At 46.4% G+C, this 26,977-nt stretch carries 21 protein-coding genes, 1 tRNA gene and 1 pseudogene; 17 read left to right on the top strand and 6 right to left on the bottom strand.

Going from position 1 to position 26,977, the window contains the following annotated elements; translation table 11 throughout:
• Window positions 1-85 precede the first annotated feature (85 nt).
• The gene (locus ACPYIV_RS02530; RefSeq protein ID WP_425885375.1) at window positions 86-2,500 is read right to left on the bottom strand and encodes an alpha-L-rhamnosidase C-terminal domain-containing protein; all 2,415 of its coding nucleotides are present in this window, start codon (window positions 2,498-2,500) and stop codon (window positions 86-88) included.
• A 139-nt stretch (window positions 2,501-2,639) separates the two neighbouring features.
• On the opposite strand from ACPYIV_RS02530, the pseudogene ACPYIV_RS02525 reads away from it, so the two are divergent.
• A pseudogene (locus ACPYIV_RS02525) lies at window positions 2,640-2,738 on the top strand (DNA-binding response regulator); the annotation flags it as partial.
• A 4-nt stretch (window positions 2,739-2,742) separates the two neighbouring features.
• Here ACPYIV_RS02525 and ACPYIV_RS02520 read toward each other — a convergent pair.
• The 5 genes from ACPYIV_RS02520 to mltG all read right to left on the bottom strand — a co-directional run bounded on the left by ACPYIV_RS02520 (window position 2,743) and on the right by mltG (window position 7,510).
• A complete protein-coding gene (locus tag ACPYIV_RS02520) occupies window positions 2,743-3,531 on the bottom strand; it encodes a 4Fe-4S binding protein (protein ID WP_425885373.1) in 789 nt (262 codons plus the stop codon).
• 6 nt (window positions 3,532-3,537) lie between these two features.
• The gene (locus ACPYIV_RS02515; protein ID WP_293732905.1) at window positions 3,538-4,047 is read right to left on the bottom strand and encodes a TlpA family protein disulfide reductase; all 510 of its coding nucleotides are present in this window, start codon (window positions 4,045-4,047) and stop codon (window positions 3,538-3,540) included.
• 148 nt (window positions 4,048-4,195) lie between these two features.
• Complete coding sequence (locus ACPYIV_RS02510) at window positions 4,196-4,780, bottom strand: indolepyruvate oxidoreductase subunit beta (RefSeq protein ID WP_293740970.1); 585 nt, start codon at window positions 4,778-4,780, stop codon at window positions 4,196-4,198.
• Entirely contained in the window at window positions 4,777-6,375 is a 1,599-nt protein-coding gene (locus ACPYIV_RS02505) for a thiamine pyrophosphate-dependent enzyme (protein ID WP_425885370.1), read from the bottom strand. Before ACPYIV_RS02505 ends, ACPYIV_RS02510 begins: the two co-directional genes overlap by 4 nt.
• Window positions 6,376-6,481: 106 nt before the next feature.
• The gene (gene mltG, locus ACPYIV_RS02500) at window positions 6,482-7,510 is read right to left on the bottom strand and encodes an endolytic transglycosylase MltG (RefSeq protein ID WP_425886487.1); all 1,029 of its coding nucleotides are present in this window, start codon (window positions 7,508-7,510) and stop codon (window positions 6,482-6,484) included.
• Window positions 7,511-7,790: 280 nt separating this feature from the next.
• Between mltG and ACPYIV_RS02495 the strand changes: the two genes are divergently transcribed.
• The 16 genes from ACPYIV_RS02495 (at window position 7,791) to ACPYIV_RS02420 (ending at window position 26,932) form a co-directional block, all read left to right on the top strand.
• Window positions 7,791-7,877 (top strand) — tRNA-Ser (locus tag ACPYIV_RS02495).
• A gap of 902 nt (window positions 7,878-8,779) precedes the next feature.
• Window positions 8,780-9,916 carry an MraY family glycosyltransferase gene (locus tag ACPYIV_RS02490; RefSeq protein ID WP_293732901.1) on the top strand — a complete coding sequence of 379 codons (1,137 nt, stop codon included), beginning with the start codon at window positions 8,780-8,782 and terminating at the stop codon, window positions 9,914-9,916.
• Between the two features lie 14 nt (window positions 9,917-9,930).
• Window positions 9,931-11,136, top strand: a complete 1,206-nt coding sequence (gene wecC, locus ACPYIV_RS02485; protein WP_425885368.1) for a UDP-N-acetyl-D-mannosamine dehydrogenase — start codon at window positions 9,931-9,933, stop codon at window positions 11,134-11,136.
• Window positions 11,137-11,138: 2 nt separating this feature from the next.
• On the top strand, window positions 11,139-12,617 hold the full coding sequence (locus ACPYIV_RS02480) for a flippase (RefSeq protein WP_425885366.1): 1,479 nt from the start codon (window positions 11,139-11,141) through the stop codon (window positions 12,615-12,617).
• A complete protein-coding gene (gene glf / locus ACPYIV_RS02475; protein ID WP_293740637.1) occupies window positions 12,614-13,702 on the top strand; it encodes a UDP-galactopyranose mutase in 1,089 nt (362 codons plus the stop codon). The genes ACPYIV_RS02480 and glf overlap by 4 nt, the downstream gene beginning before the upstream one ends.
• A gap of 1 nt (window position 13,703) precedes the next feature.
• The gene (locus ACPYIV_RS02470; RefSeq protein ID WP_293732897.1) at window positions 13,704-14,588 is read left to right on the top strand and encodes a glycosyltransferase family 2 protein; all 885 of its coding nucleotides are present in this window, start codon (window positions 13,704-13,706) and stop codon (window positions 14,586-14,588) included.
• Between the two features lie 109 nt (window positions 14,589-14,697).
• Complete coding sequence (locus tag ACPYIV_RS02465) at window positions 14,698-15,855, top strand: O-antigen ligase family protein (RefSeq protein ID WP_425885363.1); 1,158 nt, start codon at window positions 14,698-14,700, stop codon at window positions 15,853-15,855.
• A 227-nt stretch (window positions 15,856-16,082) separates the two neighbouring features.
• Window positions 16,083-17,081 (top strand): IS110 family transposase, encoded by a 999-nt coding sequence (locus ACPYIV_RS02460; protein WP_290092606.1) that lies wholly within the window; start codon window positions 16,083-16,085, stop codon window positions 17,079-17,081.
• 66 nt (window positions 17,082-17,147) lie between these two features.
• Window positions 17,148-18,242 (top strand): glycosyltransferase, encoded by a 1,095-nt coding sequence (locus ACPYIV_RS02455; protein ID WP_425885361.1) that lies wholly within the window; start codon window positions 17,148-17,150, stop codon window positions 18,240-18,242.
• Between the two features lie 32 nt (window positions 18,243-18,274).
• Entirely contained in the window at window positions 18,275-19,336 is a 1,062-nt protein-coding gene (locus tag ACPYIV_RS02450) for a glycosyltransferase family 4 protein (RefSeq protein WP_293732894.1), read from the top strand.
• Window positions 19,337-19,349: 13 nt separating this feature from the next.
• Window positions 19,350-20,516, top strand: a complete 1,167-nt coding sequence (locus ACPYIV_RS02445; protein ID WP_425885359.1) for a hypothetical protein — start codon at window positions 19,350-19,352, stop codon at window positions 20,514-20,516.
• The gene (locus tag ACPYIV_RS02440; RefSeq protein ID WP_293732892.1) at window positions 20,513-21,523 is read left to right on the top strand and encodes a glycosyltransferase family 4 protein; all 1,011 of its coding nucleotides are present in this window, start codon (window positions 20,513-20,515) and stop codon (window positions 21,521-21,523) included. The genes ACPYIV_RS02445 and ACPYIV_RS02440 overlap by 4 nt, the downstream gene beginning before the upstream one ends.
• The gene (locus ACPYIV_RS02435) at window positions 21,513-22,220 is read left to right on the top strand and encodes a WecB/TagA/CpsF family glycosyltransferase (RefSeq protein WP_293732891.1); all 708 of its coding nucleotides are present in this window, start codon (window positions 21,513-21,515) and stop codon (window positions 22,218-22,220) included. The genes ACPYIV_RS02440 and ACPYIV_RS02435 overlap by 11 nt, the downstream gene beginning before the upstream one ends.
• An 11-nt stretch (window positions 22,221-22,231) precedes the next feature.
• Window positions 22,232-23,392 carry a non-hydrolyzing UDP-N-acetylglucosamine 2-epimerase gene (wecB, locus tag ACPYIV_RS02430; RefSeq protein WP_293732890.1) on the top strand — a complete coding sequence of 387 codons (1,161 nt, stop codon included), beginning with the start codon at window positions 22,232-22,234 and terminating at the stop codon, window positions 23,390-23,392.
• Window positions 23,389-25,833, top strand: coding sequence for an SLBB domain-containing protein (locus tag ACPYIV_RS02425; RefSeq protein WP_425885356.1), 2,445 nt, complete (start codon window positions 23,389-23,391; stop codon window positions 25,831-25,833). Before wecB ends, ACPYIV_RS02425 begins: the two co-directional genes overlap by 4 nt.
• 4 nt (window positions 25,834-25,837) lie before the next feature.
• Entirely contained in the window at window positions 25,838-26,932 is a 1,095-nt protein-coding gene (locus ACPYIV_RS02420; RefSeq protein WP_293740630.1) for a GNVR domain-containing protein, read from the top strand.
• The last annotated feature ends 45 nt before the right edge of the window (window positions 26,933-26,977 follow it).

The raw sequence follows: 26,977 nt of genomic DNA, 5'->3' as shown, positions 1-26,977 counted from the left end.
CCTGTTCTTTTAAATTCCGGTTAATGTTAACCTTCTACTTGGAATTTATATTCGTAATAGTTGCACAACTACAAAGTGTGCCTCCCTATTCCACCGTCAAGACCTGTTCACCGGATTTAAGTTGATATTCTTTTCCTTTCCAGACGAACACACCGTCCGTACCAGCCGGCAAGACAAGACGTGCCGTCAGCTTACCCTTCTTATCGAGTTTGTAGGAAGCAGTCACACTACCTGCCGGGTGCGGCATCGTACCTGACACCTCTTTCAGGCCACCCAGCGACGGAGCGATGCGAACGGATTTGAATCCCGGCGCATTGCTGTCTATCCCCAACAAGATACGGAAAAACTCGATGTTCGGACTGGCCCCCCAGGCATGGCAATCGGAACGAGTAGGTTCGGGCATTTCTGCCCAGGTCGTCAGTCCCAGTGCCATCTGGTCACGCCAGATCTGCAGGTTGTCGAGCAGGCGGTCACCCATACCCGCTGCCTTCAACGCCTGGTGCACATAGTAGCGAAAATAGATTGTCGCCTGGATCAGCGACGGATCGCTCAACGTACGCTCCATCACGCCGGCAGCCTCTTCGCCCGTCACGATACCCGCCAATATAGCCAATGAGTTGACATGCTGTGAGAAACTGTGATGATCGTAGGTGTCGGCAAACAATCCGCGGTCAGCATCCCAGTATTTTGCCCGGATCGTTCCCCGGATTGCAGAAGCGATCTGCGTATAATGATCCGCCATCGACGGAATACCGAAAGCCCGTTCCATTCCGGCAGCCGACTCAAGTGTCAGGATATACATCAAATCCTGGAAGGCTGAATTCCCCTCCTTTTCACGCACCGGCTCGCCCGAATCAAAACCGGCAGCCCAGTCGGCAAAGAACCAATGCGGCACATAACCCAGGCTATGATCCGGTTTCAACCACTGCTCGTACCAGGAAAGCACCCCGCGATAAGCGGGCAGCAAAGTCTTCATATAAGCCTCATCCCCACGGTACATCCAGTAGTCATGCCCCATAAAGATCCACCAAAGCGAAAAGGAAGAAATAAACTGATGCAGGCTCGACGGGTAGCGGCTCATCGTGATCCCATCCGCCACGATCGACTGCCGCCCCTGCTCGATTGCGTTCTTCACCATATAAGCATCATGCGTATTATATAAGGTAATCATCGCCTGGATGCGGGTATCACCGAAATACTGCAACTGCTCGTAATAAGGGCAATCCATATAAGTCTCGTTCGCACAAAGACGTGCCGTGTGCCAGCCTATATCGAGCATCTTGTTCAATTCGTCGTGTCCGGGTGCGGAAAAAGCAATCTCGCTCCGGAAAGGATAGGCGGAGAACGTGCCGTAAACATCTTCCAACACGAGCGGTTCGTCAGCGGTCGAGATCGTCAGGTCCACATACCGCCACGTGCGCCACCAGAGGGTAGTGAAATCACGTCCCTCCCCCCCGTCGGCGATCACTTTGTCTTCATATCCTATAAATCTTTTCCCCTTTACCTCATTCCGGTTTCCCTTTGCCGGGAGCGAATAAGACTTGGTCGTACTCTGCTCCTTACCTTCATAGAGAGCTTCGGCATAAGCGATTGCAATTTCGGCATCCTTACCGCGGCTGAACAAAAGGGAGAGATAGCCCGTCGTCAGCTTGCCATTGTCAAGCAGGAGGTGCACCTTGCTGTTTGCCGGAACCGTCAGTGAAGTCTTAGTTTTCAGAAATCCGACAGGTGCCTTCACCCCTTCGGAGACACGTACCGCCTCAAAACGTTCAGGCTGCAAGTCCATCGGAGGGATGGGACAGGGAACAAGCAGACGTCCGGGATAGTCGCGCGATCCCTTCGCGCCCCCTTCGATACCTGCGCGGGCAGGCAGCCACTTGCTGTCGTCGTAAGCAAGCCGTTCCCATCCCCAGGGATACTTCGAGGCAGAGAGAAGTTCACCGGGTCCCGCCACATAATAGCCCAGGACGGGCTTATGCCAGGGAGCGTATGCTTCGTTCTTCATGCACAACCAGGAAGCATCGGTGTTGACCACGGCCTCAGCATCCGTATTTCCTTGCAGAAGAAATCCAGTCTGGTTAAAACTTATCTGTGCAACCGGCTTCTGTTCGGCATAATTCCAGACGACAGCTGCCAACACATTCTTTCCCTTTTTCAGGTAAGGAGCCAGATCAACCGTTTCAAAATTCCAGTTATAGATATCCCCGCGTGCCGGCCCAAGCGAGACGAAACGGCCGTTCAGATAGAGCTTATAACGATTGTCAGCCGTCACATGGACAATAAAGCGGGACGGGACTTCGTCCAGTTCGAACGTCTTACGCATATGGTAGACGCCATACACATTGGCTGGCTCTCCAGGCATGGAAATCCAGTGCGCTTTCCAACGTCCGGCAAGGAGTCCGGGATTGATGTCGGCTTGCCGGTAACCTTCCAAACGGATCTGGGCGCCAAGCGACAGACTGCAAAGTAGAGATAGAAAAATCAATACACGTGTCTTCATTCAATACATTGGTATTAGAGATTAAACAAATAAGGACAGAGGCAAAGATACTATTTTTATTCTGTTATTTAGTGTTACCGCGCAAAAGAGGTATCGAGATCAAAAGGAGACGCTTTCGCACCGCGAGGCCGAAATACTCATGGATGTCTTCATCACCAAGCTCCGTAAAAAACTAAAAGCCGATCCCTCGGTCCAGAAACTGAATCTACGAGGAATCGGCTATAAGCTGATATTTTAGAAAATCAAATAAACAGTTCCGGTTCGCGGCGGGCGCTAAAGTTCTTATGCAACATCGCCGTGTAAGGAGTGTCGAACGTGCGGGCGCCTTCGGGACATTCCTTCACACAAGCGCAACATTTGATGCAGGTCGCCGGATCACTGAACATACGGTCGTCGACAATCGAAATGGCCGATACGGGGCATACGTCGATGCAATATTCACACTGCGTACACAAATCCTCATCCGTCACAGGAGCCTGCGGCGTGGAAGGGCCTTTTACCTTGTAGGGAAAATTTCCTTTCATCTCCAACGGCTTCAGGCAGGAAAGTTCATCCACTTTTTCGAGCTTCGCTTTGATCGCACGTCCGAAGTTGACGGCGGCTTTATGGTCGACATTGTCAGGACGTCCGGCAGCGATCGGCATATCCTTGCGGCTGAAAGAGTGCTCTCCGATGAAAGCACCTGCCGAAACAGGGACAAAGCCGGCGGAAGCCAACGTGTCGGACAATTCTTTCAGCGCATCCTCGTAATCGCGGTTGCCGTAGACCACAACCGGAACGACCGGAGCCTGATGGGCATGGAAGGCACGAAGCCGTTCCATCGCCGTCTCGGCTACACGCCCGCCATAGACGGGGGCGGCCACGATAGTCAGTTCGTCGTCATGGATATCGAGTTCTTCCGCCGGGGCATCGTAAGTAATGTCCGACTCCAGCAGGACGTCGCCGCTCAGTCCTTCCGCAATCGCATAGGCAGTCTTGGCTGACGTATGCGTCGGGGAGAAATAAATGATATGTATATGCTTATATTCCATTATTCCTTATTTTAAAGCTGATTCAATCTTTTCCATCAGTTCGGCAAATTCTTCGTCGCTATAGCCTTTGGTGGCATACACCACTTTGCCGGTCTTGTCGACCAGATAGCTACGCGGGATCAGGTTCTTGGCAAAAGCGCCATAGATAGCCCGGTTCCTGTCCGGATAGAGGGGGAAGGTAAAACCTTTCTTTTCGTTATACTTCTGCAATTCGGCGTCCGTATGCTCGCGGCCGATCACCAACAAGGCGAAATCCTTATTGTCCTTATACTTCGGCCAAAGCGTCTTCTGCACCTCAGCAAGTTCTTTCTGGCAGGGAGGACACCAGGTAGCAAAAAAGTTCACCAGGATCACTTTCCCCTTCAAGGAAGAAGAAGGCGTCTGCGTACCATTATCGTTCACAATCGTAAAAGCCGGCATCTGTTGCCCTACTTTTACAAGGTCGCCACTCTCATCCTGCGCCTTCAATACGAGGGCAAGGAGAGCAAAAAAGGTAAGGAATAAATACTTTCTCATCTTATCATTGTTTATTTTTTGTTTGTGGAGCTTCCGGCAGTCGGAAACATCCTAAATCGTTCGGCGAAGCTCTCCGGCAGCCGGTAAAGCCCAAAATCAACAGGAGAAACTTTCCGGCAACCGGAAAACTTCCCCTGTTGGCATTTTATTATTTCTGCATACCCTGCGCAACATCGTAGCCGGCTTTCAAAGCCTTGAGGTTCATTTCGACGATCTCTTCGCCTTTGCGTCCGAAGATGCGACGGATACCATCGGCAATCTTGTCATATTCGATCCCGATAAAGGGAGCGGCAGCTCCCAGCATCACGATGTTGGCCGCACGGACGGAACCCACCTCCTTGGCGATCGCTTCCACATCCAGCACGACCTTATGCGGCAGTTTCCGCAGTTCTTCGCTCACTTTTTCCACCTCCGGATAATTGGGGATGTTGATGAAAGGTTCAGAATTGGTCACCAGCCAGCCCTCCTTCTTCAGATACGGCAGGTAGCGAAGCGCTTCCATCGGTTCGAGCGAGATGATAAGGTCGGCCTGCCCCAGCGGGATCAGATCGGACGCAATCGGCTGGTCGGACAGACGGAGGTTGGACTGCACGTCGCCCCCACGCTGACTCATTCCGTGAACTTCGGCTTGTTTCATGTACAAACCTTCTTTTAATGCGGCTTCACCGATAACGGCAGCGATGGAGAGGATGCCCTGTCCTCCCACACCGGATAATATAATATCTGCTTTCATTTCTTGCTTGCTTTTTTCTTTCTTGTTAATGTCTGGATACATTCGCGGCGGGGGATCAAGACAGATACGCCTTTATATTCGATCTCTTCGCGTATGATCGCTTTCATCTCGTCGTAGTTCTTCTTCAAAGGAACCATAACGCGGATATGGGCCGGATCGACACCGATACCGGCACATATCGATTCGAGGCGTCCTGTTCCCGCAGAGTCCTGTCCGCCGGTCATAGCTGTCGTCTCGTTATCGGAAATAACGATCGTGATATTCGTATTTTCATTGACGCAATCGAGCAAGCCGGTCATTCCGGAGTGCGTGAACGTCGAGTCGCCGATCACCGACACAGCCGGGTAAACGCCCGCGTCGGAAGCTCCTTTGGCCATCGTGATAGAGGCCCCCATGTCGATACAAGTGTCGATTGCCCGGAAAGGAGGCAAAGCTCCCAACGTGTAGCAGCCGATATCGCCGAACACTTTGGCGCCTTTGTACCCGGCGAGCACTTCATTCAGCGCTTCGTACATATCGCGGTGTCCGCAACCCTGGCACAATGCGGGCGGCCGCTGTTCGACAACTTCCGGAGTGGCATAGTAGCTTGTGATCTGCTTGCCCAGCGCCTTGCCGACAGCATCGGGAGTCAGCTCGCCATCGCGTTGCAACGTTCCGTCGAGACGGCCATGCACCTGGATGCCGATGCTAAGGAAACCTTTCAATTGCTCCTCGACTACCGGATAACCTTCTTCGAGGACAAGTATTTCCTTGCATTCGCTGACGATCTTTTCGACCATCTTGCGGGGCAGCGGGTATTGACTGATCTTCAATACCGGATGTTCGAACCCGTCAGGATAGTTCTCCGAAAGGTAATTAAACGCAATACCGGTCGTGATGATGCCGAGGTCCTTGTTCGGGCCTTCGAAATAGGTATTATAGGGAGAGGCTTCGGAAGAAGCGGTAAATGTATCCTGTGCCGAGATCAACGTCTTGAAGCGTTTGCGGGCAAGCGCCGGAAGGAGGATAAAACGCTGACGTCCGTCTTCGGGAGTATGCATTTCGTTCTCCACCTTCTGTTCACGTCTGACCACACCTGCACGGGAGTGAGCCATACGGGTGGTGATGCGCACCAAAACGGGGTAACCCAGCTTTTCGGACAATTCGAACCCTTCATATACCATGTCGTATGCCTCCTGCTGGCTGGACGGCTCAAGCATCGGGATCATGGCGAAGTTGCCATACATACGGTTGTCCTGTTCATTCTGTGAAGAGTGCATCGAAGGGTCATCGGCTGTAATGATGATCATACCTCCATTGATACCGCTCATGGCAGCATTCATAAAACAATCGGCGGCAACGTTCAGCCCCACATGTTTCATGCAGCAAAGAGCCCGCTTGCCTGCGTAGCTCATACCCAAAGCAGCTTCCATTGCAGTCTTTTCATTCGCGCTCCAACGGCAGTGAATGCCCCTTTCCTTTGCGACGGCCGAACCTTGTATAAATTCGGTAATCTCGGTCGAAGGGGTTCCCGGATAGGCATAAACACCGGACAGACCTGCATCGATAGCAGCTTGTGCCACGGCTTCATCCCCTAAAAATAGATGTTTTTCCATGTAACGTTTATTTGTTTTAATTGATTTTTCTGTGTTATCCAACTCACAAAGATAAGACTTTTATGACAAATCAAAAGGTAAAAGCCATTATTTACGCCCGCCGCTCCTATCGTATGCGACGCCTGTTCAGCTCCGCCCTGTAGCGGTTGGCGTTGCGGTTATGCTCGGCAAGGGTGGCGGCAAAGTTATGACGTCCGGAGAAATCTTCCTTCGCACACATATAAAGATAGTTATGCTTCATATGGTTCAGCACGGCATCCAGCCCCCTGATCGTCGGGATGCGGAGCGGCCCGGGAGGAAGTCCGGCATGTTTGTAGGTATTGTAGGGAGAATCGATCTCCAAATGTTCGAACAGGATACGCTGGAGGGAGAAGTCACCCACGGCAAACTTAACGGTCGGATCGGCCTGCAGAGGAATACCGCGTTGCAGCCGGTTGAGATACAGACCTGCCACGATGGGATATTCGTCTGCCGCCGCCGTCTCTTCCTCGACTATGGAGGCGAGGATGGCGACTTCGACCGGCGTCAATCCGATCTCCTTCGCTTTCGCCAGGCGGATGTCGTTCCAGAAAGCCTTGTATTCACGCTGCATACGCTGCATCAGTTTCCCGGCGGAAATGTTCCAGTACACCTCGTAGGTGTTGGGAATAAACAACGCAAGAATCGTCTCGGGCGTAAAGCCCAGCGAAGCGCAGTAGGCGGAATCGGTCAGCAGAGGGAGCAGGTCGTCCTCCCCGATCATCAGCTGCCCGGCAAGCCGCTCGGCCAGATCCTGCTTGAAACGTATATTATTAAAGGTGATCCGGGTAGCCTCCTGGTGCCCGCGGCGCAAGTTGTTGAGTAGCGCCAGGTTATTCATCCCCGGCTCCACGGCGTAGCGCCCGGTACGCATATTGGCGGGATATCCCAGCATTCCGGCAAGCTGCCTGAAACTCCCGATATGCCGGCAACCGGCAGAATCGACCAACTGGCGACAGAGGTCGCCGAAATCTTTCTTCCCGTCAATATAAATATATACGGTCTTGCTCGGCTCGAAATCAGGCGCAAGCACCAGACGGTATGCCCAGAACCCCGCCCCTGCCAATAAAAGCACGATAAACGAAAGGATTCCGGTTATGAGAGTGCGCTTCCGCATCTTTTTTTTCTTCATATTATATATAGTCTGCTGTATATCAGAACCGGCCACAAAAATAGTATCTTTTTCCCGAATGCCCTACCTCTTTTCAAACTTATTCCTGCAACAGCGACCGGAAGGACAAATGCAATCTTTTTTAATTCTGAAATCATCTGATTGCCAACAACGTGGAGGGAGAAATGTTTTTTTCTTAAAAAATAATGCACAAAATGCTTTGTGTATTTAAAAACTTAAGCATATCTTTGCAGCGCAATTCAAGGAAATGAAGCGCGAAACCCATGGAAGTGTGGGTGAGTGGCTGAAACCACCAGTTTGCTAAACTGACGTACTCGTAAGGGTACCGGGGGTTCGAATCCCCCCGCTTCCGCTCCAAAGGCTGTCTATCGAAAGATTGACAGCCTTTGTTGTTTCAGGGCGGACCGTGCAACTCAGTTCGTCGTCAAGCGCGACTTGCCGGGATTAGTTCCAAAGGTTGGAAACAAAGAAAAAGGAATGCCTACCGCTTAGTAAAAAGGCCGGCATCCCTTCCGGAAAAGACTTATACCTTTTTCAGGACAGGTTATAACCTATTCACGAACGGCCTATAGGCTATAATCTTTTCCCTATAGGCTATATTTTACACGACGGGAATCATATTATATGACTCCTGTCTCCCTTTTTCATAAAACCAATCCTGGTTCACACTACTGCAACTCATTAATTAACTGGGATTTGATGTTAACCCTATAAAAATTTGAGATTTTTGAATCATCGCGGCAAAGGCAGATACTCTTATTATATACGGGTAAAAAGAGGGGATCGCGGAGACGCTTACCCGGAGGTAAGTCCAAGCCTTCACAGGGTTCACATTAAATAATTGGCTATTAAATATTTACAAATGCGTGAACCCTATCCTATCCTTCATATACTGGGGCGGAAGGAAGCTATATAATACCTATTCGTCACTTCCGGAAACCACATTTGCACACTCGCTAAATATTATTTTCTTTATTAACATACCATAATCCATTCGCTTAATCAGTAATTCGCATTTATGACTTGAATCATAAACCATACCTCCCATTCTTTTCCGTTTATACAAATCCTACCCTTCGCATTCTCTCCATAATTTTTAGGAAACGGTTTCTAAAATAGCACAATTACAATCAAAAGCCAAAACGTTTTATTCCTGCCTCTTGTTAATTCCCATGCTATAAGAATAGTGGACAATCGCCAGAACATATCCATGTGACTGACGAACTTTGTCACGTATAAACCGAGATTTGTCATATGATATACTTATTGATTTTATTGGCCTTCACGATTTCCGCCCTGATGTCGATGATCATTATTCCAAGGATTCTGGTCGTCGCGCTGAAAAAGCGACTTTTTGACATCCCGGACAGCCGAAAGGTACATAAAGGGGCTATCCCAAGACTGGGAGGATTGTCTTTCGCTCCGTCAATCCTGTTCTCCCTCGCGTTCGTTACCGCCCTCTATTGTGCGGGATATATGTACGGGCAGCAAATACCGCTATGGTTGTTCACACATATCCTGTCGGAGTTTTATCTGCTGGTGTGCGGGGTGATCCTGCTCTACCTCGCCGGACTTAAAGACGATTTGGTGGGGATGCGTTATACCAAGAAGTTCATGGTGCAGATCGTGGCGGCCTTGCTCCTGCCGTTGTCGGGGCTGTGGATCAACAACCTGTACGGATTGTTCGGGGTGCACGAGCTGGCATCGTGGATAGGTATTCCACTTACTATCGTCGTAATCGTGTTTATCACCAACGCCATCAACCTGATCGACGGGATCGACGGACTGGCTTCGGGACTGAGTGGTTCGGCATTGCTCGTGCTCGGCAGCCTCTTCCTGATCAACGGATTGTGGATATACGCCATGCTGTCGTTCGCTACGCTGGGGGTACTGGTGCCCTTTTTCTATTACAACGTTTTCGGGCAGGCGGATCACGGGAGAAAAATTTTTATGGGCGATACGGGAAGCCTGACACTGGGCTATATCCTGGCGTTTCTTGCCATCCGCTATGCGTCCTACAATCCGGACGTGGCGCACTATTCCGCCGGGGCGATCGTGATCGCCTTCTCAACACTGATCGTGCCGATGCTCGACGTAGTACGCGTAATGATCGTACGGGCACGCAACCATCGGCCACTCTTCAAACCGGACCGCAACCACATCCATCATAAATTCCTCGACATGGGGATGAGTGCACACAAGGCGATGATCAGCATCGTCCTGATCGCCTGCCTGTTCAGTAGCCTCAATATCCTGCTGGTGTCGTTCGTGAATATCAATATCGTGTTTGCCGGCGACATCGTGATCTGGGTGGCATTGAGCATTTGGTTTGAAAAGGCAGGAAACAAAAAAGAATCTTTAAACGGAAAAGAATGGGTCAAACGAATTTAGAAAAAATACAGATAATGAAAGCATGTTTTATGGGATTGGGCTATATCGGCCTGCCTACCGCAATTATCGCAGCCGGAAGCGGCATTGATGTCATCGGGGTCGACGTAAACCCGAAGGTGGTGGATATGACAAACCGGGGTATAATCCATATCGTGGAACCGGGTTTGCAGGAGTTGTGTGCAGAAGTCGTGGAATCGGGCAAACTGAGGGCATCGGGTACTCCAGAGGAAAGCGATGTGTACCTCGTCGTCGTGCCGACTCCGTTCAAAGGCAACCACGAACCGGACATTTCATACGTCGAAGCAGCCACCCGTATGGTCGCCCCTTTCCTTAAAAAGGGGGATCTCTTCGTGATCGAGTCGACCTCGCCTGTCGGGACTACCGAGAAGATGGCGAACCTGCTCTACGCGTTGCGCCCAGAGCTGGAAGGGAAAATATATATCGCTTACTGTCCGGAGCGTGTCTTACCGGGCAACGTCATCTACGAACTGATGCAGAACGACCGGGTGATCGGCGGCATCAACGCCGAATCGACCGAAAAGGCAGTACAATTCTACAGCCGTTTCGTCAAGGGGACGCTCCACCGGACAAACGCCCGGACAGCGGAGATGTGCAAGCTGACGGAGAATTCATCGCGCGACGTCCAGATCGCTTTTGCCAACGAGCTTTCGCTAATCTGCGACAAGGCGGGTATCAACGTCTGGGAGCTGATCGAACTCGCCAACAAGCACCCGCGTGTCAACATCCTGCAACCGGGTTCGGGCGTGGGAGGCCATTGCATCGCCGTCGATCCTTATTTCCTAACCTCCGAGTTTCCCTACGAGTCGCAGCTTATCTCGAAAGCACGCGAGATCAACAACTATAAGGCGTTCTGGTGTGCCGAAAAGACCGAAAACGCCATCCTCCGCTTCTTCCTCGAGCACCACCGCAAGCCGGTAGTGGCTCTGATGGGTCTCGCCTTCAAGCCTGACATCGACGACCTGCGCGAATCGCCAGCCAAATACATCACTTCGAAAGTCCTCCAACGTTCAGCCGACACCGACATCCTGATCGTCGAACCCAACGTTCTCGAACATCCTGTCTTCAAACTGACCGACTACGAAGATGCCTACTCCCGCGCCGACATCGTCGCCTTCCTCGTCGCCCACAAAGAATTCAAAACATTACCCCACACCGAAGGAAAGGTGATATTGGATTTTTGCGGGGTGTTTAAAAAATAGGGATGGGCATAGCGAACAAATCCAAACCCATCAACGCGGCTTCAATCAAAAGAAATTTTGTATTGAACCTCCTGAATACGGTAACGGCGCTCCTTTTCCCTTTGATTACGTTTCCTTATGCTTCACGGATTTTATTTGCGGAAGGCATTGGGCGGGTACAGTTCTTCCTGTCGATTATTGACTACATCGCCTTATGCACAGCATTAGGAATTCCTTTATACGCCGTACGGGAAATTGCAAGAGTACGGGACGACACGGTATTACGAAGCAAAACGACTACTGAAATCCTATTGCTTCATGCCCTGTTGACATTAGCGGGTTATGGGGTTGTGCTGCTGCTGGCTTTCACGATTGCCAAGATTGAGGTGGATGTTCCTTTATTCCTGTTGCTCAGTGCTACTTTATTTTTCAACGCGATCGGAGTTGCCTGGTTCTATCAGGCGATAGAAGATTTCAAATATATCACGATTCGGACCCTGATCGTCCGTGTTGTGTCTCTGGTCACTCTCTTTGTGTTTGTCAAAAACAGGAACGACTTATTCTACTATGCCGCCATCCTGGTAATTGCAAACGTAGGGAGTAACGTATTCAACTTCTTTCGTCTACGAAAATACATCCTGTTCATTCCTTGGAAAGAGTTAAACCTGTGGAAACATCTGAAACCGGCTCTACGGATATTCATTCTGAACCTGATGATCAGTATTTATGTCAATCTCGATTCCATCATGCTGGGCTTTCTCAAAGATGAACAGGCTGTCGGATTCTATACGGCCGCCACACGAGTGACAAAAGCGGTCATAGGAATAGTCTCGTCATTGGGTATGGTGCTTCTCCCCAGGTTCTCCAATATGATCAGCAACAGGCAACTAAAAGATTTCAGAGCTTTGGCGGATAAGGCGGTAAGCTTTATTATCTGCCTGTGCCTGCCGATGGCGACGGGAATCGTCTTCATGTCGACGCCGATTATCCATCTGTTTTGCGGGCCGGATTTCGATCCTTCCATCTTCACCTTGCAACTGATCGCCCCAACCATTCTCTTCATCGGTATATCGGGAATCCTGGGTATGCAGATCCTCTATCCACAAGGAAAAGAAAAGCTGGTTATAATCGCAACGGGGACGGGAGCGGTCATCAATTTTACACTGAATTACTTACTAATCCCCCAGTACTTCCAATACGGCGCAGCCTTCTCCACCTCGATAGCCGAGTTGTCTGTACTCGTCACAATAATCCTGATCGGAAAGAGATTCCTTCCGATCAGGTTCATAAGCAGGCAAAACCTGCAATATGTCCTGGGGACTCTCCTAATAACGTTTTTTTTGTTTCTAATAAATCATGTAAGGCTTAACGACTATCTGAAAGTACTTATCGGAATACCGGCATCGATCATCCTCTATAGCCTGTACCTCTATAGCCGGAAAGATATATTTGCCTTACAGATCAAAAATATCCTTGTATCAAAATTAAAATTACATATATGAAAGAGTATGATTACCTGATTGTCGGAGCCGGACTATATGGTTCCGTATTCGCCTACAAAGCAAAGCAGGCAGGAAAGAAAGCATTAGTCATAGACAAACGTCCGCATATTGGAGGAAACCTGTATTGTGAAAACATAGAGGGAATCAATGTTCACAAATACGGAGCCCATATTTTCCATACATCCAACAAGGAAGTATGGGATTTCGTCAACTCTATTGTCGAGTTCAACCGGTATACGAACTCACCGCTTGCCAACTACAAAGGGAAATTATTCAATCTTCCCTTCAATATGAATACATTTTACACATTATGGGGCACGAAAACACCGGAAGAAGCGATGAAAAAGATCGAAGAACAGCGAAAGACTTCCGGTATTGCCGATCCTCAAAACCTGGAAGAGCAAGCGATCTCATTGGTTGGGAAAGACATCTATGAGATATTAATCAAAGGATATACAGAAAAACAGTGGGGCAGGAAAGCAACGGAGGTTCCAGCTTTCATCATCAAAAGGTTACCTGTACGCTTCACTTTTGACAATAATTATTTTAACGACCGGTATCAAGGTATACCCATCGGTGGCTATAACAAACTGATAGAAGGCCTGCTTGAAGGCACTGAAGTCCGGACAGGGATTGATTTTTTCTCTGACCGCCCCTACTTCGAACTGCTCGCCGATACGTTAGTCTATACCGGCAAGATTGACGAATTCTACCGTTATCAATTCGGGAAGCTGGCATACAGGAGCCTCCGCTTCGAGGAAGAGATATTGGATTGCCCCAACTATCAAGGAAATGCCGTCGTAAACTATACGGATGCAGAAGTGCCTTTTACACGTATTATCGAACACAAGCATTTCGAATTCGGTACACAAAGCAAAACTGTCATCACGCGCGAATATTCCACCGAATGGAAGGAGAACGACGAACCTTACTATCCTATTAACGATCATGGTAACAATGATGTTTATAGGCAATACAAGGAGCTGGCCGACAAAGAGGAGAATATCATCTTTGGCGGACGCCTCGCCGAATACAAGTATTACGATATGCACCAGATTATCGAAGAAGTTCTTAAAAGGTTTTGATATGATTGTATATGCATTTGTCGTGACTTACAACAGGCTCGATCTGCTAAAAAAAACAATTGCCTGTCTGCAACATCAATCCTACCCCATCGATAAATTGTTTATCGTGAATAATGGTTCGACCGATGGCACGGCTGAATGGTTATCCACTCAGCCCGGTTTACAGATAATCCACCAACAGAATACCGGCGGTGCCGGTGGTTTTTCTACCGGAGTCCGATTCGCATACGAGGAAGGTGCCGACTGGATATGGATGATGGATGATGATGTTTTCCCGGCACCGGATTGCCTGGAAACATTACTGAAATATAGTGACCGTTCACTTTGCCTCCATCCGGCAAGATATTATTCCGACGACGTTTATGTCCCATGGGGATATCAGTATGACATACGAAGGGATAAGGAGATAAAAGTCTCTCCTAAGAATTTTGAGAAAGATATTTTTTCCGTTAATGTCGGTTGTTTCGAAGGGATGCTTATCCACCGTTCCATTATCCGTAAGATCGGTTTCCCGGACAAACGTTTTTTTATCACCAGCGACGACAGGATATACGGGCATCTCGCAAGCCAGTATACGGATGTCACACTCGTGCGGGATGCCAAATTAAAACGGCAGGCTCTTTCTTCCGAAACAAAATACAGCCCGATGTATACCTACTATCTGATCCGGAATTTCCATCTCCGAAACGAATACTGCCGGAAACTATCTGAAAACAAAGGATTCACTTTCTGGACAAAAATCAGATTTACCCTTGGTATTTTGAAATCGTATACATACAGGTACTCACAGTTGGATAAACCTCTCAGGCAGAAAATGAAAAAAGCGGTCCGCAAAGGAGCGATAGACTGTCTCAAAAAGAAAACGGGTAATACATTCGCGATCTGAAATGCTGACAATTTCGAGGAATAGCATTGACTATATATTTATATGTATCATCTTGTTGTTTTCAACGAGTGCCAATATACATTTATCCGGTATCCCAGGGTGTATCCTTTTGTTTACATGCACTCTTTCGTACCAGCTTATCCAGGAAAGGAAAATACTTATCAGCCGTAAGTTTTTACTCTTCATTGGGTTGCTATTGGTTTATTTCGGATTACTCTCTTTCCTGCACCACCAGCTGGAATATTACAAGTTCATTTGTTATTTCACCTATTCGTATGCGGCGTATGCGGCTATACGGATTGTCTCAAACAATCTTTTATTTTACACCGAGACAGCCATTACCATGTTCGCCTACATTAGCGTGTTTTTCTTTTTATGGCAACTTGCCAATCCGGCAAGCCTGTTTTATATCATCAAACTGATCGGCGTACAATACCCGGATGCCCTTGCATCATCCGAAAACAGGTTTGCCTACAACATACTTATATACTCGATAAACTCCCCGTTCGACGGATCGTTTACCCGCAACTGCGGGCTATTCTTCGAACCGGGGTTACATGCATGCATTCTCTGCCTGGCATTGGCACTGAATATAATGAGAAACGGCCTAAAATTCGGAAGACGTTTTTTCCTTCTCACCTGCGTATTACTGACGACTCTCTCGACAACCGGGTTTATTATCTATCTGTTCATTTTGATAGTAGTGGGATATAACCGGTCAAAGAAGTATTCGCTCCTACTCTTTCCTCTGTTCATCCTGATTCTTTTGCCACTTTTGTATTCAGACTTTTTTATTCTGAAAATCACAAATGACTATGAGCAGATGATCAACTACGAACAGGTGTTCCAGTTGGCCAAGGAGACGGATTCCACACAAACTCCCGGAAGGTTGATCTCGCTCAGGTTGGCATTCATAGACTTTCTACATCACCCGTTTTGGGGTGGGGGAACAAAAGTCTCCTCTTTGTCCGACCTGTATGACGGGGAAGTAATGCTGGTAAGCGGATTTGCCATGCTATTGGTCTACTATGGGATATCGATGGCTATCATTTGGATGTACGTTTTTTACAGATTCTCGGTATTTGTCCAATCGTTTTATCAGGTGGAAGGTGCCAAATATCTACTTTTTATAGTTTTGCTTCTGATATCTTTATCATATGAAATCGAGTTTCCTCTCTTTTTCTTGATTGCGACTTTACCTTTCTTCTATTCATACGAACATAAAACAATATCGCATCCAATAAAAAACAACTCTAAGTTTGCGTAAAGCAAGAAGCTGAGGTTAATTTATATCTTTGTTGTATGAAGAAACTAAATTAACCGACTAACGGAAGTACACTAATGGAAAACGATAGTCTTTAAAGACTAGTTATTGTAACAGACTTCCGTTAGTCAAGCAGGCAAAGACTAAATAGATTATTGATATATAATAGGATATCATTTAGAGTAGTAGCCCATTCCTGCTTTCGGTTAATCCAAAAACAATATAAAGGTATGAATAAATTATTTATCGGGATTGATTTCTCCAAGAAAAAAGTAGATGTAAGTGTGATAGAGAAAGAAAACATATCTTCAGGTGTCCACCGTGAGTTCAGTAATGATGTTGCCGGACATGAGAGTCTGTTGGCATGGCTTTGTGATAGCTATCCGCAGACAGGCAAAGATCAGATGCTCTTTTGCGGTGAGAACACGGGACTTTACAGCGTTTGTTTGAGTAACACTCTCGCGCACGAGGGTTATACACTGTGGCTGGAACATCCTTACAGGATCAAACACAGCAGCGGCATGCAACGCGGGAAAAACGATAAATTGGATTCATTGCTGATCGCACAATACGCTTGCCGTTTCGAGGATATGGCCAAGGTCTATACCCCCAATACGGAAACCATCCGGGCGCTGCACTCATTTTTCACATTCCGTGATTTATTGGTGAAAATGAAAAATGAAGCATTGGTACATGCCAAAGAACTCCATTCGGTCCTAAAAGGGAATCACGCAACAGATTACATATATCAACATAGCCTGACACAAGTGGATAACTTGAACCGTGAAATAAAAGATGTGGAAAAGGAAATAATGGATCTGATCAACAGTGAAGAGGAGATCAAAAACAATTATGAGCGTATTACATCCATCAAAGGCGTGGCTTTTGTCAACGCCCTTGCTTTGATCGTTTATACCGAAAACTTCACCTGTTTTGACGATCCGCGCAAGCTGGCCTGCTATGCGGGAGTGGTACCGTTCCAACGAACCTCCGGCTCCAGTGTCAAAAGCAATGCCAAGACAAGTGGATTTGCCAATAAAAAACTAAACACGCTACTCACCCAAGCGGCACGAACCGCTGCCATACATGATCCAATATTAAGAGAATATTACAGGCGCAAAAGAGAAGAGGGGAAGCATCATAATTTAGTTATAAACAATATTAGAAACAAACTGATACATCGAATCTGTGCATTGGTCAGGAACCAAACTTTCGACCAAACGGCTTAGATTTTTGCAATATTCTTAATTTGTTTTAAAATCTTTCCGTTTATTTGGTTGGGAACATAGATTACAATGAATATATTGCAAGTTATATATAGCCTTTCGCAAGGTGGAGCCGAACGTTTCGTTGTCAATTTATCTAATGAACTGGCAGAAAAGGGACATCAGGTTACACTATGTACTTTCAGGGATGACGAGGCCACCCCGACAATGTCATTCAACCGGCAATTTCTGAATGAGAAAGTCCGTTATGTCAATCTAAAAATCTCGACGGGCTTTTCGATCAAAAAAATAAAACGGGTAGAGGACTTCGTAAAGGAGACGGAACCCGACATCATCCATTGCCATTTGAATGTAATCCCCTACTTCTACCGACTGGCAGCAACCAACCGGAAAATAAAAATATTCCATACGTTACATAACCTTGCCGAAAAGACATACGAGGGTAAATATCAGTTTTACGTCAACAAATTCTTTTATGCTAACCGGTTAATCAGGCCAGTCACCATTTCCAGGGAATGCCAACTTTCGTATGAAAGACTTTACAAATTACCTGAAGTTTCCTGCATAAACAATGGTTGCCCGGAAGTACTCCCTTCCCCTCTGTTTCCTGAAACTCACAAAGAGGTTTCAAGCTATAAAGCAAACGCAACTGATCCGGTTTTCATCCATGTTGCCAGATTTCATCCACAAAAGAACCAGGAAATGTTGATCAATGCTTTTAACAAACTGGCTACCGAAAAAGATCAATTTACGCTTCTCATTATCGGGAATGGCTTTGATACACCGAAAGGGCTTGAACTGCAACAAAAAGCTTGTCGGAATATCCATTTTTTAGGACTAAAGCCTAATGTCGGTGATTATCTTCTCTGCTCCGATGCTTTCTGCCTGACATCACAGTACGAAGGTTTGCCCATCAGCCTGTTGGAAGCTCTGTCATGTGGGTGTGTTCCTATATGTACCGCCGTAGGGGGAATCACGGATGTGATTGAAGACAAGGTAGAAGGTTATCTCTCGGATTTGTCAGTCGACTCTTATTTTTCTGCAATAAAAGCATTCATGAATCGTCCGAACTATATAAACAAAGAGACATTGAAAATACATTTCAAAAGCAATTATTCGATGAAACAATGCACTGATAAATATCTGCAAATCTATCACTCATAAAGAATATATATATGTTTCAAAACACAATAAAAATGAGACAACTAAAAATATTATTCACTGTTCCTTCATTATCTTTGATCGGCGGTGTTGCTAATCACTACTCCGGATTGAAAAGTTACTGGACAGAAAATGTCAAATATAATATAATAGGGAAAAGGCATAACATAAAAGGAATATATTGGTTACCTTTTGATATCATCAAGTTTACTCTGAACTTAATCTTCTTTTCTCCGGATATCGTCATTTTAAACCCTTCTTTAGGAGTGTCTGCATTAAAAAGAGATACCATATTTCTAACACTAAGTAGATTATTCCACAGAAAAACAGCCCTGTTTTTCCACGGTTTCAACGAAAATGCTGTTACAAACATCGACAAAAGGAGATTAACAAAAACATTAAATCGGAATGTCTGTATATTCGTTTTAGCAAAAAACTTCAAAAAAACATTCGAAATGTGGGGGGTAAAAGTTCCTATTTATACAATGACAACCAAAGTTGATGACAGGCTTGTTGATAATTTTAACATCCATTCTCGTACAGGGAACATTCAAAATATTCTTTTTTTATCACGTATTACCATAGAAAAAGGAATCTTTATTGCAATACAGGCTTACCAAAAATTACAAACCCTTCATCCACAACTAAAACTTACGATTGTCGGGGAAGGAGATGCTTTAAAAGAAGCAGAAAATTACTGTGCAAAACACAATTTACAACATGTGATATTCACAGGTGCTTTACAAGGCGAGAAATTGAAAGAAGCCTTCCGTAATGGAGATTTATATTTATTCCCTTCCTTCCATGAAGGAATGCCAACTTCTGTTTTGGAAGCCATGGCTTTTGGGATTCCAGTCATAACACGTCCGGTAGGAGGCTTGGTTGATTTTTTTGAAAATGGAAAAATGGGAAAAATGGTCGATAGCATGAAACCATCCGACTTCACTGATGCAATAGAGCCTCTTCTTACAAATGCCACTCTGGTAAAACAAATGTCACAATATAATTATCAATATGCACAAAAGCATTTTCTGGCATCCCGAATTGCACTTAATATGGAAAACAAACTTAAAACAGTTTTAAACTTTAAAGGATAACACAAAGAACATTATGATAAATACTTCCTATCTCAATCAAATGATAAACGGACTGGACAAATGGCTACAATCCATCCAGTTCTGTTATATGGAATGTAATTATGTCCCGGAAAAATTATTGACGAACAATCATCATTTAAATATTATTTTAAGAACTTTCTTTCGTCTTTTTCCTATCAATATCAGAGGGGATAAAAAAGGAGATACATATCCCTTAACACCTCAAGCAAATGTTGCATTATTAAAAGCATATAACCTATCAAAAAACAAAAAAGTTATCCAAATACTTCTTAAACGAATAAGGAAACTCCGTTCAACAAAGACAAAACATTTTGCATTAAAGCAAGGTATAAAAATATCTATTAGTTTATATGAAAATGATAAAGATGATCCAACTCCATTAAATACAGTATGGTTCGGACAATTTCTTTTGGAAGAACAAACAGGGATATTCAGTAAACAAAATAAAAAAAAACTTCTATTATCCATATCAGATTATTTAATAGAAGAACTGGGATATAACGATCACTATTCAGAGGGAGTCTATTTTTACTACGGACCTACGCTAAAAAAAGAGATATACAATGCAAGCGCTTTAATAAGTGCATTTCTACTGCGTGTCGGTCATTTATATGATATTCAACTCTATAAAACACTGGGAGAGAGAGGTATCCAATACATTGTTAATAAACAAAATGACGATGGTAGTTGGTTTTATGCTTCCCCTCCCGAAAGGAAATCGATCGATTGTTTCCACCAATCTTACATTTTACAAGCTCTCTGTATAGCAAAAGATTATCTACCATTTGATATTTCCATAAGTATAGAAAAAGGCACTCGCTATTACCGACAGAGCTTATTTAAAATGCGTGGTGATCTGATTATTCCTATCCGGTATGACAAAAGATACCTTCCCCGAAACACATGGTTATTTCAAAGTGTTGATGGGAGAGACATTGCTGAAGCTTTAGTTTTCTTTTCCAAATATAGCTATGACGAGACAATGATAAACGGGCTGCTTTCCTATCTACATAAAGAATTCTATGATAAAAAAACAGGAGCCTTTGCCAGTGAAATTCTAATATGGGGTAAGAATAAAATTCCCTATATCGAATTCCAGGCTTGGTTCCTATATTCTTTAGAGACTGTTTCATCTTATATCAAAAAAGATACGGTATGAAAATTATTTCAATCTATCCCAATTTTAAGAATAAAGGAGGTGCTCAGAATATCACTATACAATTAGCAAAAGAGCTAAATGGAAATACTCCAATCATATTGACAAACACTCCAATTGAAAAAATACATCAGGATTATAAAAAAGAAGATATACACTTTGAGAAATTCAGTATTTATACGATTTTTAAGTATAATACCCCAAACACAGTGTTTCTATCCCACCATCGTTCTCAAACTTCACGTTTGGTGTTTTTAAACTTTTTATTAGCTGGGAAATTAAAAGTTATACATATTGCTCACAGTACATTCACAAACTTAAAATCACTCACATGGTTACCTGAAAAGATCGTAGCCATCTCCAATGGTGTGAAACAAAATCTTATTGACTATTTCCAGATAAAAAACGACAGGATCACCGTCATTTTTAACGGAATAGAAGATATTTTCCACAATACCCATTACACACAAAACACAAACGAAATAAGAATCTTATTAGCAGGACGTATCTGCCCTGTAAAACAACAAATAGAATTAGTCAAACAAACTAAAGGAAAACTATTGCCTCATATTAAGTTTTATTTTGCCGGTACCGGAGAACAAATAGCTTTGCTGAAACAGGAGATTGGAAATTCCGAACAGTATTTTGTATTAGGGCAAATAGATATCGGAGAGGAAATGCCCAAATACGATTACGTCTGTCTGTTTTCTCAGAATGAAGGTTTAGGGCTAACCCTAATTGAAGGGTGTATGTTCGGAAAACCATTAATATCGAATGATCTGGCAAGTGTGCAAGATGTCAATATAAACGGCTATAATGGTTTTGTTGCAAGCACATGGGAAAAACTCGTTACTTGTCTTAACTCATTACCATTGCCCAATTCAGAAAAATATCAATCCTTATCTAAACACTCGAGAGCACTTTATGAAAAACGCTTCAGGGCTTTTACAATGATAAATGAATATAGAACAATCATTAAATCTTTTTTCAAAAATAAGTATGAACGATAACAGAATACAATTAAACGGAATAAAAGTCCATCCCTTTCCCTCAGATTCCAATTTGCTGGAGTATGTGGAGCAACATAAAGGGATATTGGTGGCGATTAATGCAGAGAAGATCCTGCATGCGAATGAACAGATACGGGAGATCGTAAACCGGAACATCGGATATTGTGACGGCATAGGGGCTGTCATAGCAGTACGCCGCCATGGTATCCGGGAGGTCGTCAAGATTGCGGGATGCGAATTATGGCTAAAGATCATTGCATCACTGCATAAAAAAGGAAAAACATTCTATCTGGTCGGGAGCAAACAGCCGATAATAGAAAAAACCGCCGCCAAATTGAAGGAAGATTTCCCCGGCATCAGGATTGCCGGTTACCGAAACGGATATTTACAGACGAAGGCGGAGCAAAAAGAACTGATCGAAGACATTAAAGCGAAGCAACCGGATGCTGTCTTCGTTGCAATGGGATCACCCAGACAAGAGTTGCTGATGGAGGAAATGTACGAAGCACATCCCGCCATCTACCAAGGTTTGGGAGGTAGTTTCGATGTCTATACCGGGAATGTGAAACGAGCGCCCGAATGGTGGGTGAAGCACAATTTAGAATTTGCATACCGCCTCTTGAAACAGCCTTCCCGCATCAAACGACAGATTCATTTAATCAAATTCCTGATACTGGTAAAGGCAGGAAAAATCTAAACAGAAACATCATGAAGAAAATAATGCTTGTCTTCGGCACACGCCCCGAAGCAATCAAGATGGCTCCGCTGGTAAAAGAGTTCAGGAGATATCCCGAAAAATTTGAAACCATAGTCTGCGTCACCGGGCAACACCGGGAGATGCTGGACCAGGTTTTGAGGCTTTTCAATATCCGACCCGACTACGATCTCGACATCATGAAGCAAGGGCAGGACCTCTACGACGTGACTGCACGGGTCCTAACGGGGATGCGGAGCATTCTGCAGGAAACAAAACCAGACATCGTCCTGGTCCACGGAGATACCACCACTTCAATGGTAGCGTCGCTTGCCGCCTTCTATCAACAAATACCGATCGGTCATGTAGAAGCGGGATTACGTACGCACAACATCTACAGCCCTTGGCCGGAAGAGATGAACAGACAGATCACCGGAAGGATTGCCACCTGGCACTTCTCCCCTACAGCCTTGAGCCGTAACAACCTGATTCTGGAAGGGGTGGATGAGGAGAAGATCCGCATTACCGGTAATACAGTGATCGACGCCCTTTACCATGTTGTCGCTACTATCCGGGAAGACTCCACCCTACGTAAACAGCTTGACACCGAACTGACGTCTGCAGGTTATGAAACTACTCCACCTGCCGAACAAAGTAGCTGCAAACTGGTTTTAATAACAGGCCACCGCCGGGAAAACTTCGGTGATGGATTCATCCAGATATGCCGGGCAATCAAGACACTGGCGGAGCGGTACACGAAGGTGGACTTTGTCTATCCTATGCACTTGAACCCAAATGTCAGAAAGCCCATTCACGAAGTGTTCGGAGGCATTCATCTCCCTAACCTGTTCTTTATCGAGCCTTTGGAATATTTACCTTTCGTCTATCTAATGGAGAAGTCGGCACTTATCCTGACCGATAGCGGAGGTATACAAGAAGAGGCTCCGGGCTTGGGAAAGCCCGTGCTTGTCATGCGTGACACGACGGAACGTCCGGAAGCACTCGATGCAGGAACAGTGAAATTAGTGGGAGCGAACTATGACCGGATCGTGAATGAAGTATCCCGCTTGCTGGACGACAATGTTTATTATAATCGTATGAGCCAGGCAGTAAATCCCTATGGTGACGGGACTGCCAGCCAACGAATCGTTCAAACAATAGAAAAAGTAATATGAAAGATCTTGACAAAAAGCACGACATACCGTGCCGGCAAAAGCCATCGGACCGCCATCGAACGAAGCTACGGCTTCTGACAGAATGTATCATTGGATTCCTCTTTCTGCTGGTATCGATTACCATACGTGCACAAATCCCGCAAGAACTGATTGACAAAGCCCGCGCCGCCGGCATGACAGAAGAGCAGATACAAAAAGAAATAGCCAAACATAGTAAAGAGCAAACAGGCATCAACCAGATCATCAATCCGACTACGGAAAATACCGTATCCGACCGCTCTCGCCCCACCCAGCAGACGCTTACCCCGCTGACGGAGCAACGCGACGAACATAAGCCCAAGCAACCTTTAGAAGAAATTGTCTTCGGACGTGAAATCTTTTCGGATAAAAATCTGACATTCGAGCCGGATCTGAATATGCCGACGCCTAAAAATTATGTCTTATCGGCAGGAGACGAATTGCTGATCAATGTGTGGGGAGATTCGGAACTAAACTTGAAACTCACCATTTCGCCTGACGGGACGGTCCTGATCCCCAACGTCGGCCCCGTTTCCCTGAGCGGACTAACCATCGAAGCGGCGGAGAATCGCATCCGGCAGGAGTTAGGGAAAATCATGGCAACGCTCGATGGTAGCCAACCTAACACATTCGTTTCCGTCGGACTGGGACAAATCCGCAGCATCAAAGTCAATATTGTCGGCGAGGCCGTCGCACCGGGCACCTATACCTTCTCGTCACTCGCTACACTTTTCAACGCCCTTTATGCTGCAGGCGGCGTGAACGATATCGGTTCGCTGCGAAATATAAAGGTATACCGGAACAGCAAGGAGATTGCAAACCTCGACGTGTACGACTACTTGCTGAACGGCAAGTACGACACGAACATACGCCTGGAAGACAACGACATGATCATTATCGGTCCATACGACCAGCTTGTCACCGCCGGCGGTAAGGTGAAGCGTGACCGTACCTACGAGCTCCGGCGCGGAGAGACGCTTGCCGACCTGCTTGACATGGCAGGCGGTTTCACAGGAGATGCCTACACCGGTAGCATACGGGTGAAACGCAAGGCTGGCGACCGCTACAAGATTGCCACGGTCAACGAAGATCAGTTCCAGGCATTCGTGATGCAGGACGGTGACTCGCTGATAGTCGATTCGGTCATTCCCTACTATGATAACCGGATCATCATTTCCGGGGCAGTCTGGCGTCCCGGCGAATATGAACTGAGTCCGGATGTGCACACCGTCAAACAGTTGATCGAACAGGCTTCAGGACTTAAAGGTGACGAGTTTGCAGGACGTGCACAGATCACACGGTTAAATCCGGACTTCACCAGTTCGGTAATCGCCATCAACATTGTAGACATATTGAACGGTAAAGCTCCCGATCTTGAATTGCAGAAAGAGGACCAGTTATTTATTCCTTCCCTGTTCGACCTCCGCGAACCCTATACTATCAAAGTGAGTGGAGCAGTCAACGCTCCTGACACTGTGCTGCCCTTCCGCAAGAACCTGACGGTAGAGGATGTCATTATCCTCGCAGGCGGCCTGCGTGAAGCTGCTTCGATCATCAACGTAGAAGTGGCAAGACGGATCAAGGACCCGTCTGCCACCCGGAGCAGTAACCAGACGGCCGAAACATTTAATTTCACCCTCGACGAAGGGTTGGCGGTCACCTCCGGCGATACGCTTTTCACCCTCGAACCGTTCGACGAAGTGTTCGTCCGCTTCTCTCCCGGCTACCAGGAACAGCAAGTGGTGGAGGTCGGCGGCGAGATCACCTTTGCAGGCAACTATGCATTAAAGAAAAAGAATACGCGCCTCAGCGAACTGATCACACAGTCGGGCGGCATCACCCCGGACGCCTATGTGAGGGGAGCCAGCCTGAAACGCAAACTGACGACCGACGAACTGCGCCAGATCGAAACTCTCCTGCAACTGAGCAACAACAGTAAGCAGAGCCGCGATTCTATTTCCGTCTCACTTGCCAACTTGAAAGAATACCCCGTAGGTATCGACCTGCAAAAGGCTCTCGCCCATCCGGGTAGCGCCGACGACCTGGTACTGCGCGACGGAGATGTACTCTATATTCCCCAGCAGCAAAGTACGGTGAAGGTAAGTGGTTCCGTCACCTACCCCAACAGCGTGACCTACACGAAAGGGATGAGCGTCCGAGATTGTCTCTCGCAGGCTGGTGGCTACAACGACATTGCCCGCAAGTATCCTATCGTTATTTACATGAACGGAAAAGTGGCAACCACGCAGCGTAAAATGATTTTCTTCAAACGCTACCCGAAGGTCGAACCGGGCTGCGAAATCGTAGTACCCGCCAAAACACAACGCGACCGGCGGGCAAGTTTGGCAGAGATCATGAGTGTCGGTAGCTCCGTCACTTCGATGGCTGCAATGATAACATCAATGGTTAATCTATTAAAGTAAGCAGATGAATAAGAACAATCATATCCCGCCGTCTCCCCTGCCGGAGATCGACTTGGTCGCCCTCACCGGCTATCTGTGGAAGAAGCGATGCTTCTTATTGAAATGCTGCGGGATCGCGGCTGTAGTGGGACTGATCATCGCTTTCAGCATACCCAAAGAATTCACGACAACAGTAAAACTGGCACCTGAAACTACCGATGCCACAAGCAAAATGGGCAGTCTCGGCGGACTGGCTGCAATGGCAGGGATAGACCTCAGCTCGACTTCCGGCCAAGACGCCTTGTCGCCCAACCTCTATCCCGACATTGTGCACAGTACGCCTTTCCTGTTGGAACTCTTCCCCGAAAAAGTGACCGACAAAAAGAAGAAACACACGATCACTTTATACGATTACATGGCCGACCATCAGCATTCCGCTTGGTGGACTGTCCTCATAAAAGCCCCCCTGAAAGGGTTAGCTGCCCTTCGTTCGCTCTTCTCCGATAACGAAGAGAACGAAGGACAGCTCAATCCTTTCCAGCTCACCCGCAAGCAAGAGGAGGTACTGAAAAACCTACGCCAGCGCATCACCGTCTTTGTCGATAAAAAGACACAGGTCGTCACTCTCGGTGTCGACATGCAGGACCCGCTGATCTCGGCCGACGTGGCGCACAACATCGTGATAAAGCTACAGACCTACATCACGCATTACCGGACACAGAAAGCAAAGAAAGACCTGGAATTTACGGAGAAAGTGCTGAAAGAATCCCGTGCCGCCTATTACAAAGCACAGCAAGCATACGCAGCTTTCGAAGATGGCAACAAAAACATCATCTCCGCCAGCTATCGCACCGAGCAGGAACGTTTACGTAACGAGATGACTCTTACATTCAATGTCTATAACACGTTAGCACAAAAACTCGAACAGGATAAACTCCGGGTACAGGAACAGACACCGGTCTACACCATTATCGAACCGGCTACCGTTCCTCTCAAAGCTTCCTTTCCCAAAAAATTGCTGATTCTTGTAGCGTTCATCTTCCTCGCTTTCATCGGAGGATGCGGATACTTGCTCATCAAAAAATATGCGATCATCCCGTCGCCGGGATCTGAAACGTAATCCAAAATAATAGCTTTTTGCCACAAAAACAGACGTCCCAACTCG

The sequence above is a fragment of the Parabacteroides vesiculifaciens genome (assembly GCF_049860805.1).
GTDB lineage: Bacteria > Bacteroidota > Bacteroidia > Bacteroidales > Tannerellaceae > Parabacteroides.
The sequence above is the reverse complement of the archived record's forward strand: the minus strand, read 5'-3'. Positions and strand labels throughout refer to the sequence as shown.

Excerpts from the sequence above, each read along its gene's own strand:
- wecC (WP_425885368.1), top strand. The coding sequence starts at position 9,931 with ATGAAAGCATGTTTTATGGGATTGGGCTATATCGGCCTGCCTACCGCA.
- ACPYIV_RS02450 (WP_293732894.1), top strand. The coding sequence starts at position 18,275 with ATGAGACAACTAAAAATATTATTCACTGTTCCTTCATTATCTTTGATC.
- ACPYIV_RS02445 (WP_425885359.1), top strand. The coding sequence starts at position 19,350 with ATGATAAATACTTCCTATCTCAATCAAATGATAAACGGACTGGACAAA.
- ACPYIV_RS02425 (WP_425885356.1), top strand. The coding sequence starts at position 23,389 with ATGAAAGATCTTGACAAAAAGCACGACATACCGTGCCGGCAAAAGCCA.
- ACPYIV_RS02515 (WP_293732905.1), bottom strand. The coding sequence starts at position 4,047 with ATGAGAAAGTATTTATTCCTTACCTTTTTTGCTCTCCTTGCCCTCGTA.
- ACPYIV_RS02455 (WP_425885361.1), top strand. The coding sequence starts at position 17,148 with ATGAATATATTGCAAGTTATATATAGCCTTTCGCAAGGTGGAGCCGAA.
- ACPYIV_RS02480 (WP_425885366.1), top strand. The coding sequence starts at position 11,139 with ATGGGCATAGCGAACAAATCCAAACCCATCAACGCGGCTTCAATCAAA.
- ACPYIV_RS02460 (WP_290092606.1), top strand. The coding sequence starts at position 16,083 with ATGAATAAATTATTTATCGGGATTGATTTCTCCAAGAAAAAAGTAGAT.
- ACPYIV_RS02420 (WP_293740630.1), top strand. The coding sequence starts at position 25,838 with ATGAATAAGAACAATCATATCCCGCCGTCTCCCCTGCCGGAGATCGAC.
- ACPYIV_RS02520 (WP_425885373.1), bottom strand. The coding sequence starts at position 3,531 with ATGGAATATAAGCATATACATATCATTTATTTCTCCCCGACGCATACG.
- ACPYIV_RS02490 (WP_293732901.1), top strand. The coding sequence starts at position 8,780 with ATGATATACTTATTGATTTTATTGGCCTTCACGATTTCCGCCCTGATG.
- ACPYIV_RS02505 (WP_425885370.1), bottom strand. The coding sequence starts at position 6,375 with ATGGAAAAACATCTATTTTTAGGGGATGAAGCCGTGGCACAAGCTGCT.
- mltG (WP_425886487.1), bottom strand. The coding sequence starts at position 7,510 with ATGCGGAAGCGCACTCTCATAACCGGAATCCTTTCGTTTATCGTGCTT.
- ACPYIV_RS02435 (WP_293732891.1), top strand. The coding sequence starts at position 21,513 with ATGAACGATAACAGAATACAATTAAACGGAATAAAAGTCCATCCCTTT.
- ACPYIV_RS02510 (WP_293740970.1), bottom strand. The coding sequence starts at position 4,780 with ATGAAAGCAGATATTATATTATCCGGTGTGGGAGGACAGGGCATCCTC.
- ACPYIV_RS02470 (WP_293732897.1), top strand. The coding sequence starts at position 13,704 with ATGATTGTATATGCATTTGTCGTGACTTACAACAGGCTCGATCTGCTA.
- ACPYIV_RS02440 (WP_293732892.1), top strand. The coding sequence starts at position 20,513 with ATGAAAATTATTTCAATCTATCCCAATTTTAAGAATAAAGGAGGTGCT.
- ACPYIV_RS02530 (WP_425885375.1), bottom strand. The coding sequence starts at position 2,500 with ATGAAGACACGTGTATTGATTTTTCTATCTCTACTTTGCAGTCTGTCG.
- glf (WP_293740637.1), top strand. The coding sequence starts at position 12,614 with ATGAAAGAGTATGATTACCTGATTGTCGGAGCCGGACTATATGGTTCC.
- wecB (WP_293732890.1), top strand. The coding sequence starts at position 22,232 with ATGAAGAAAATAATGCTTGTCTTCGGCACACGCCCCGAAGCAATCAAG.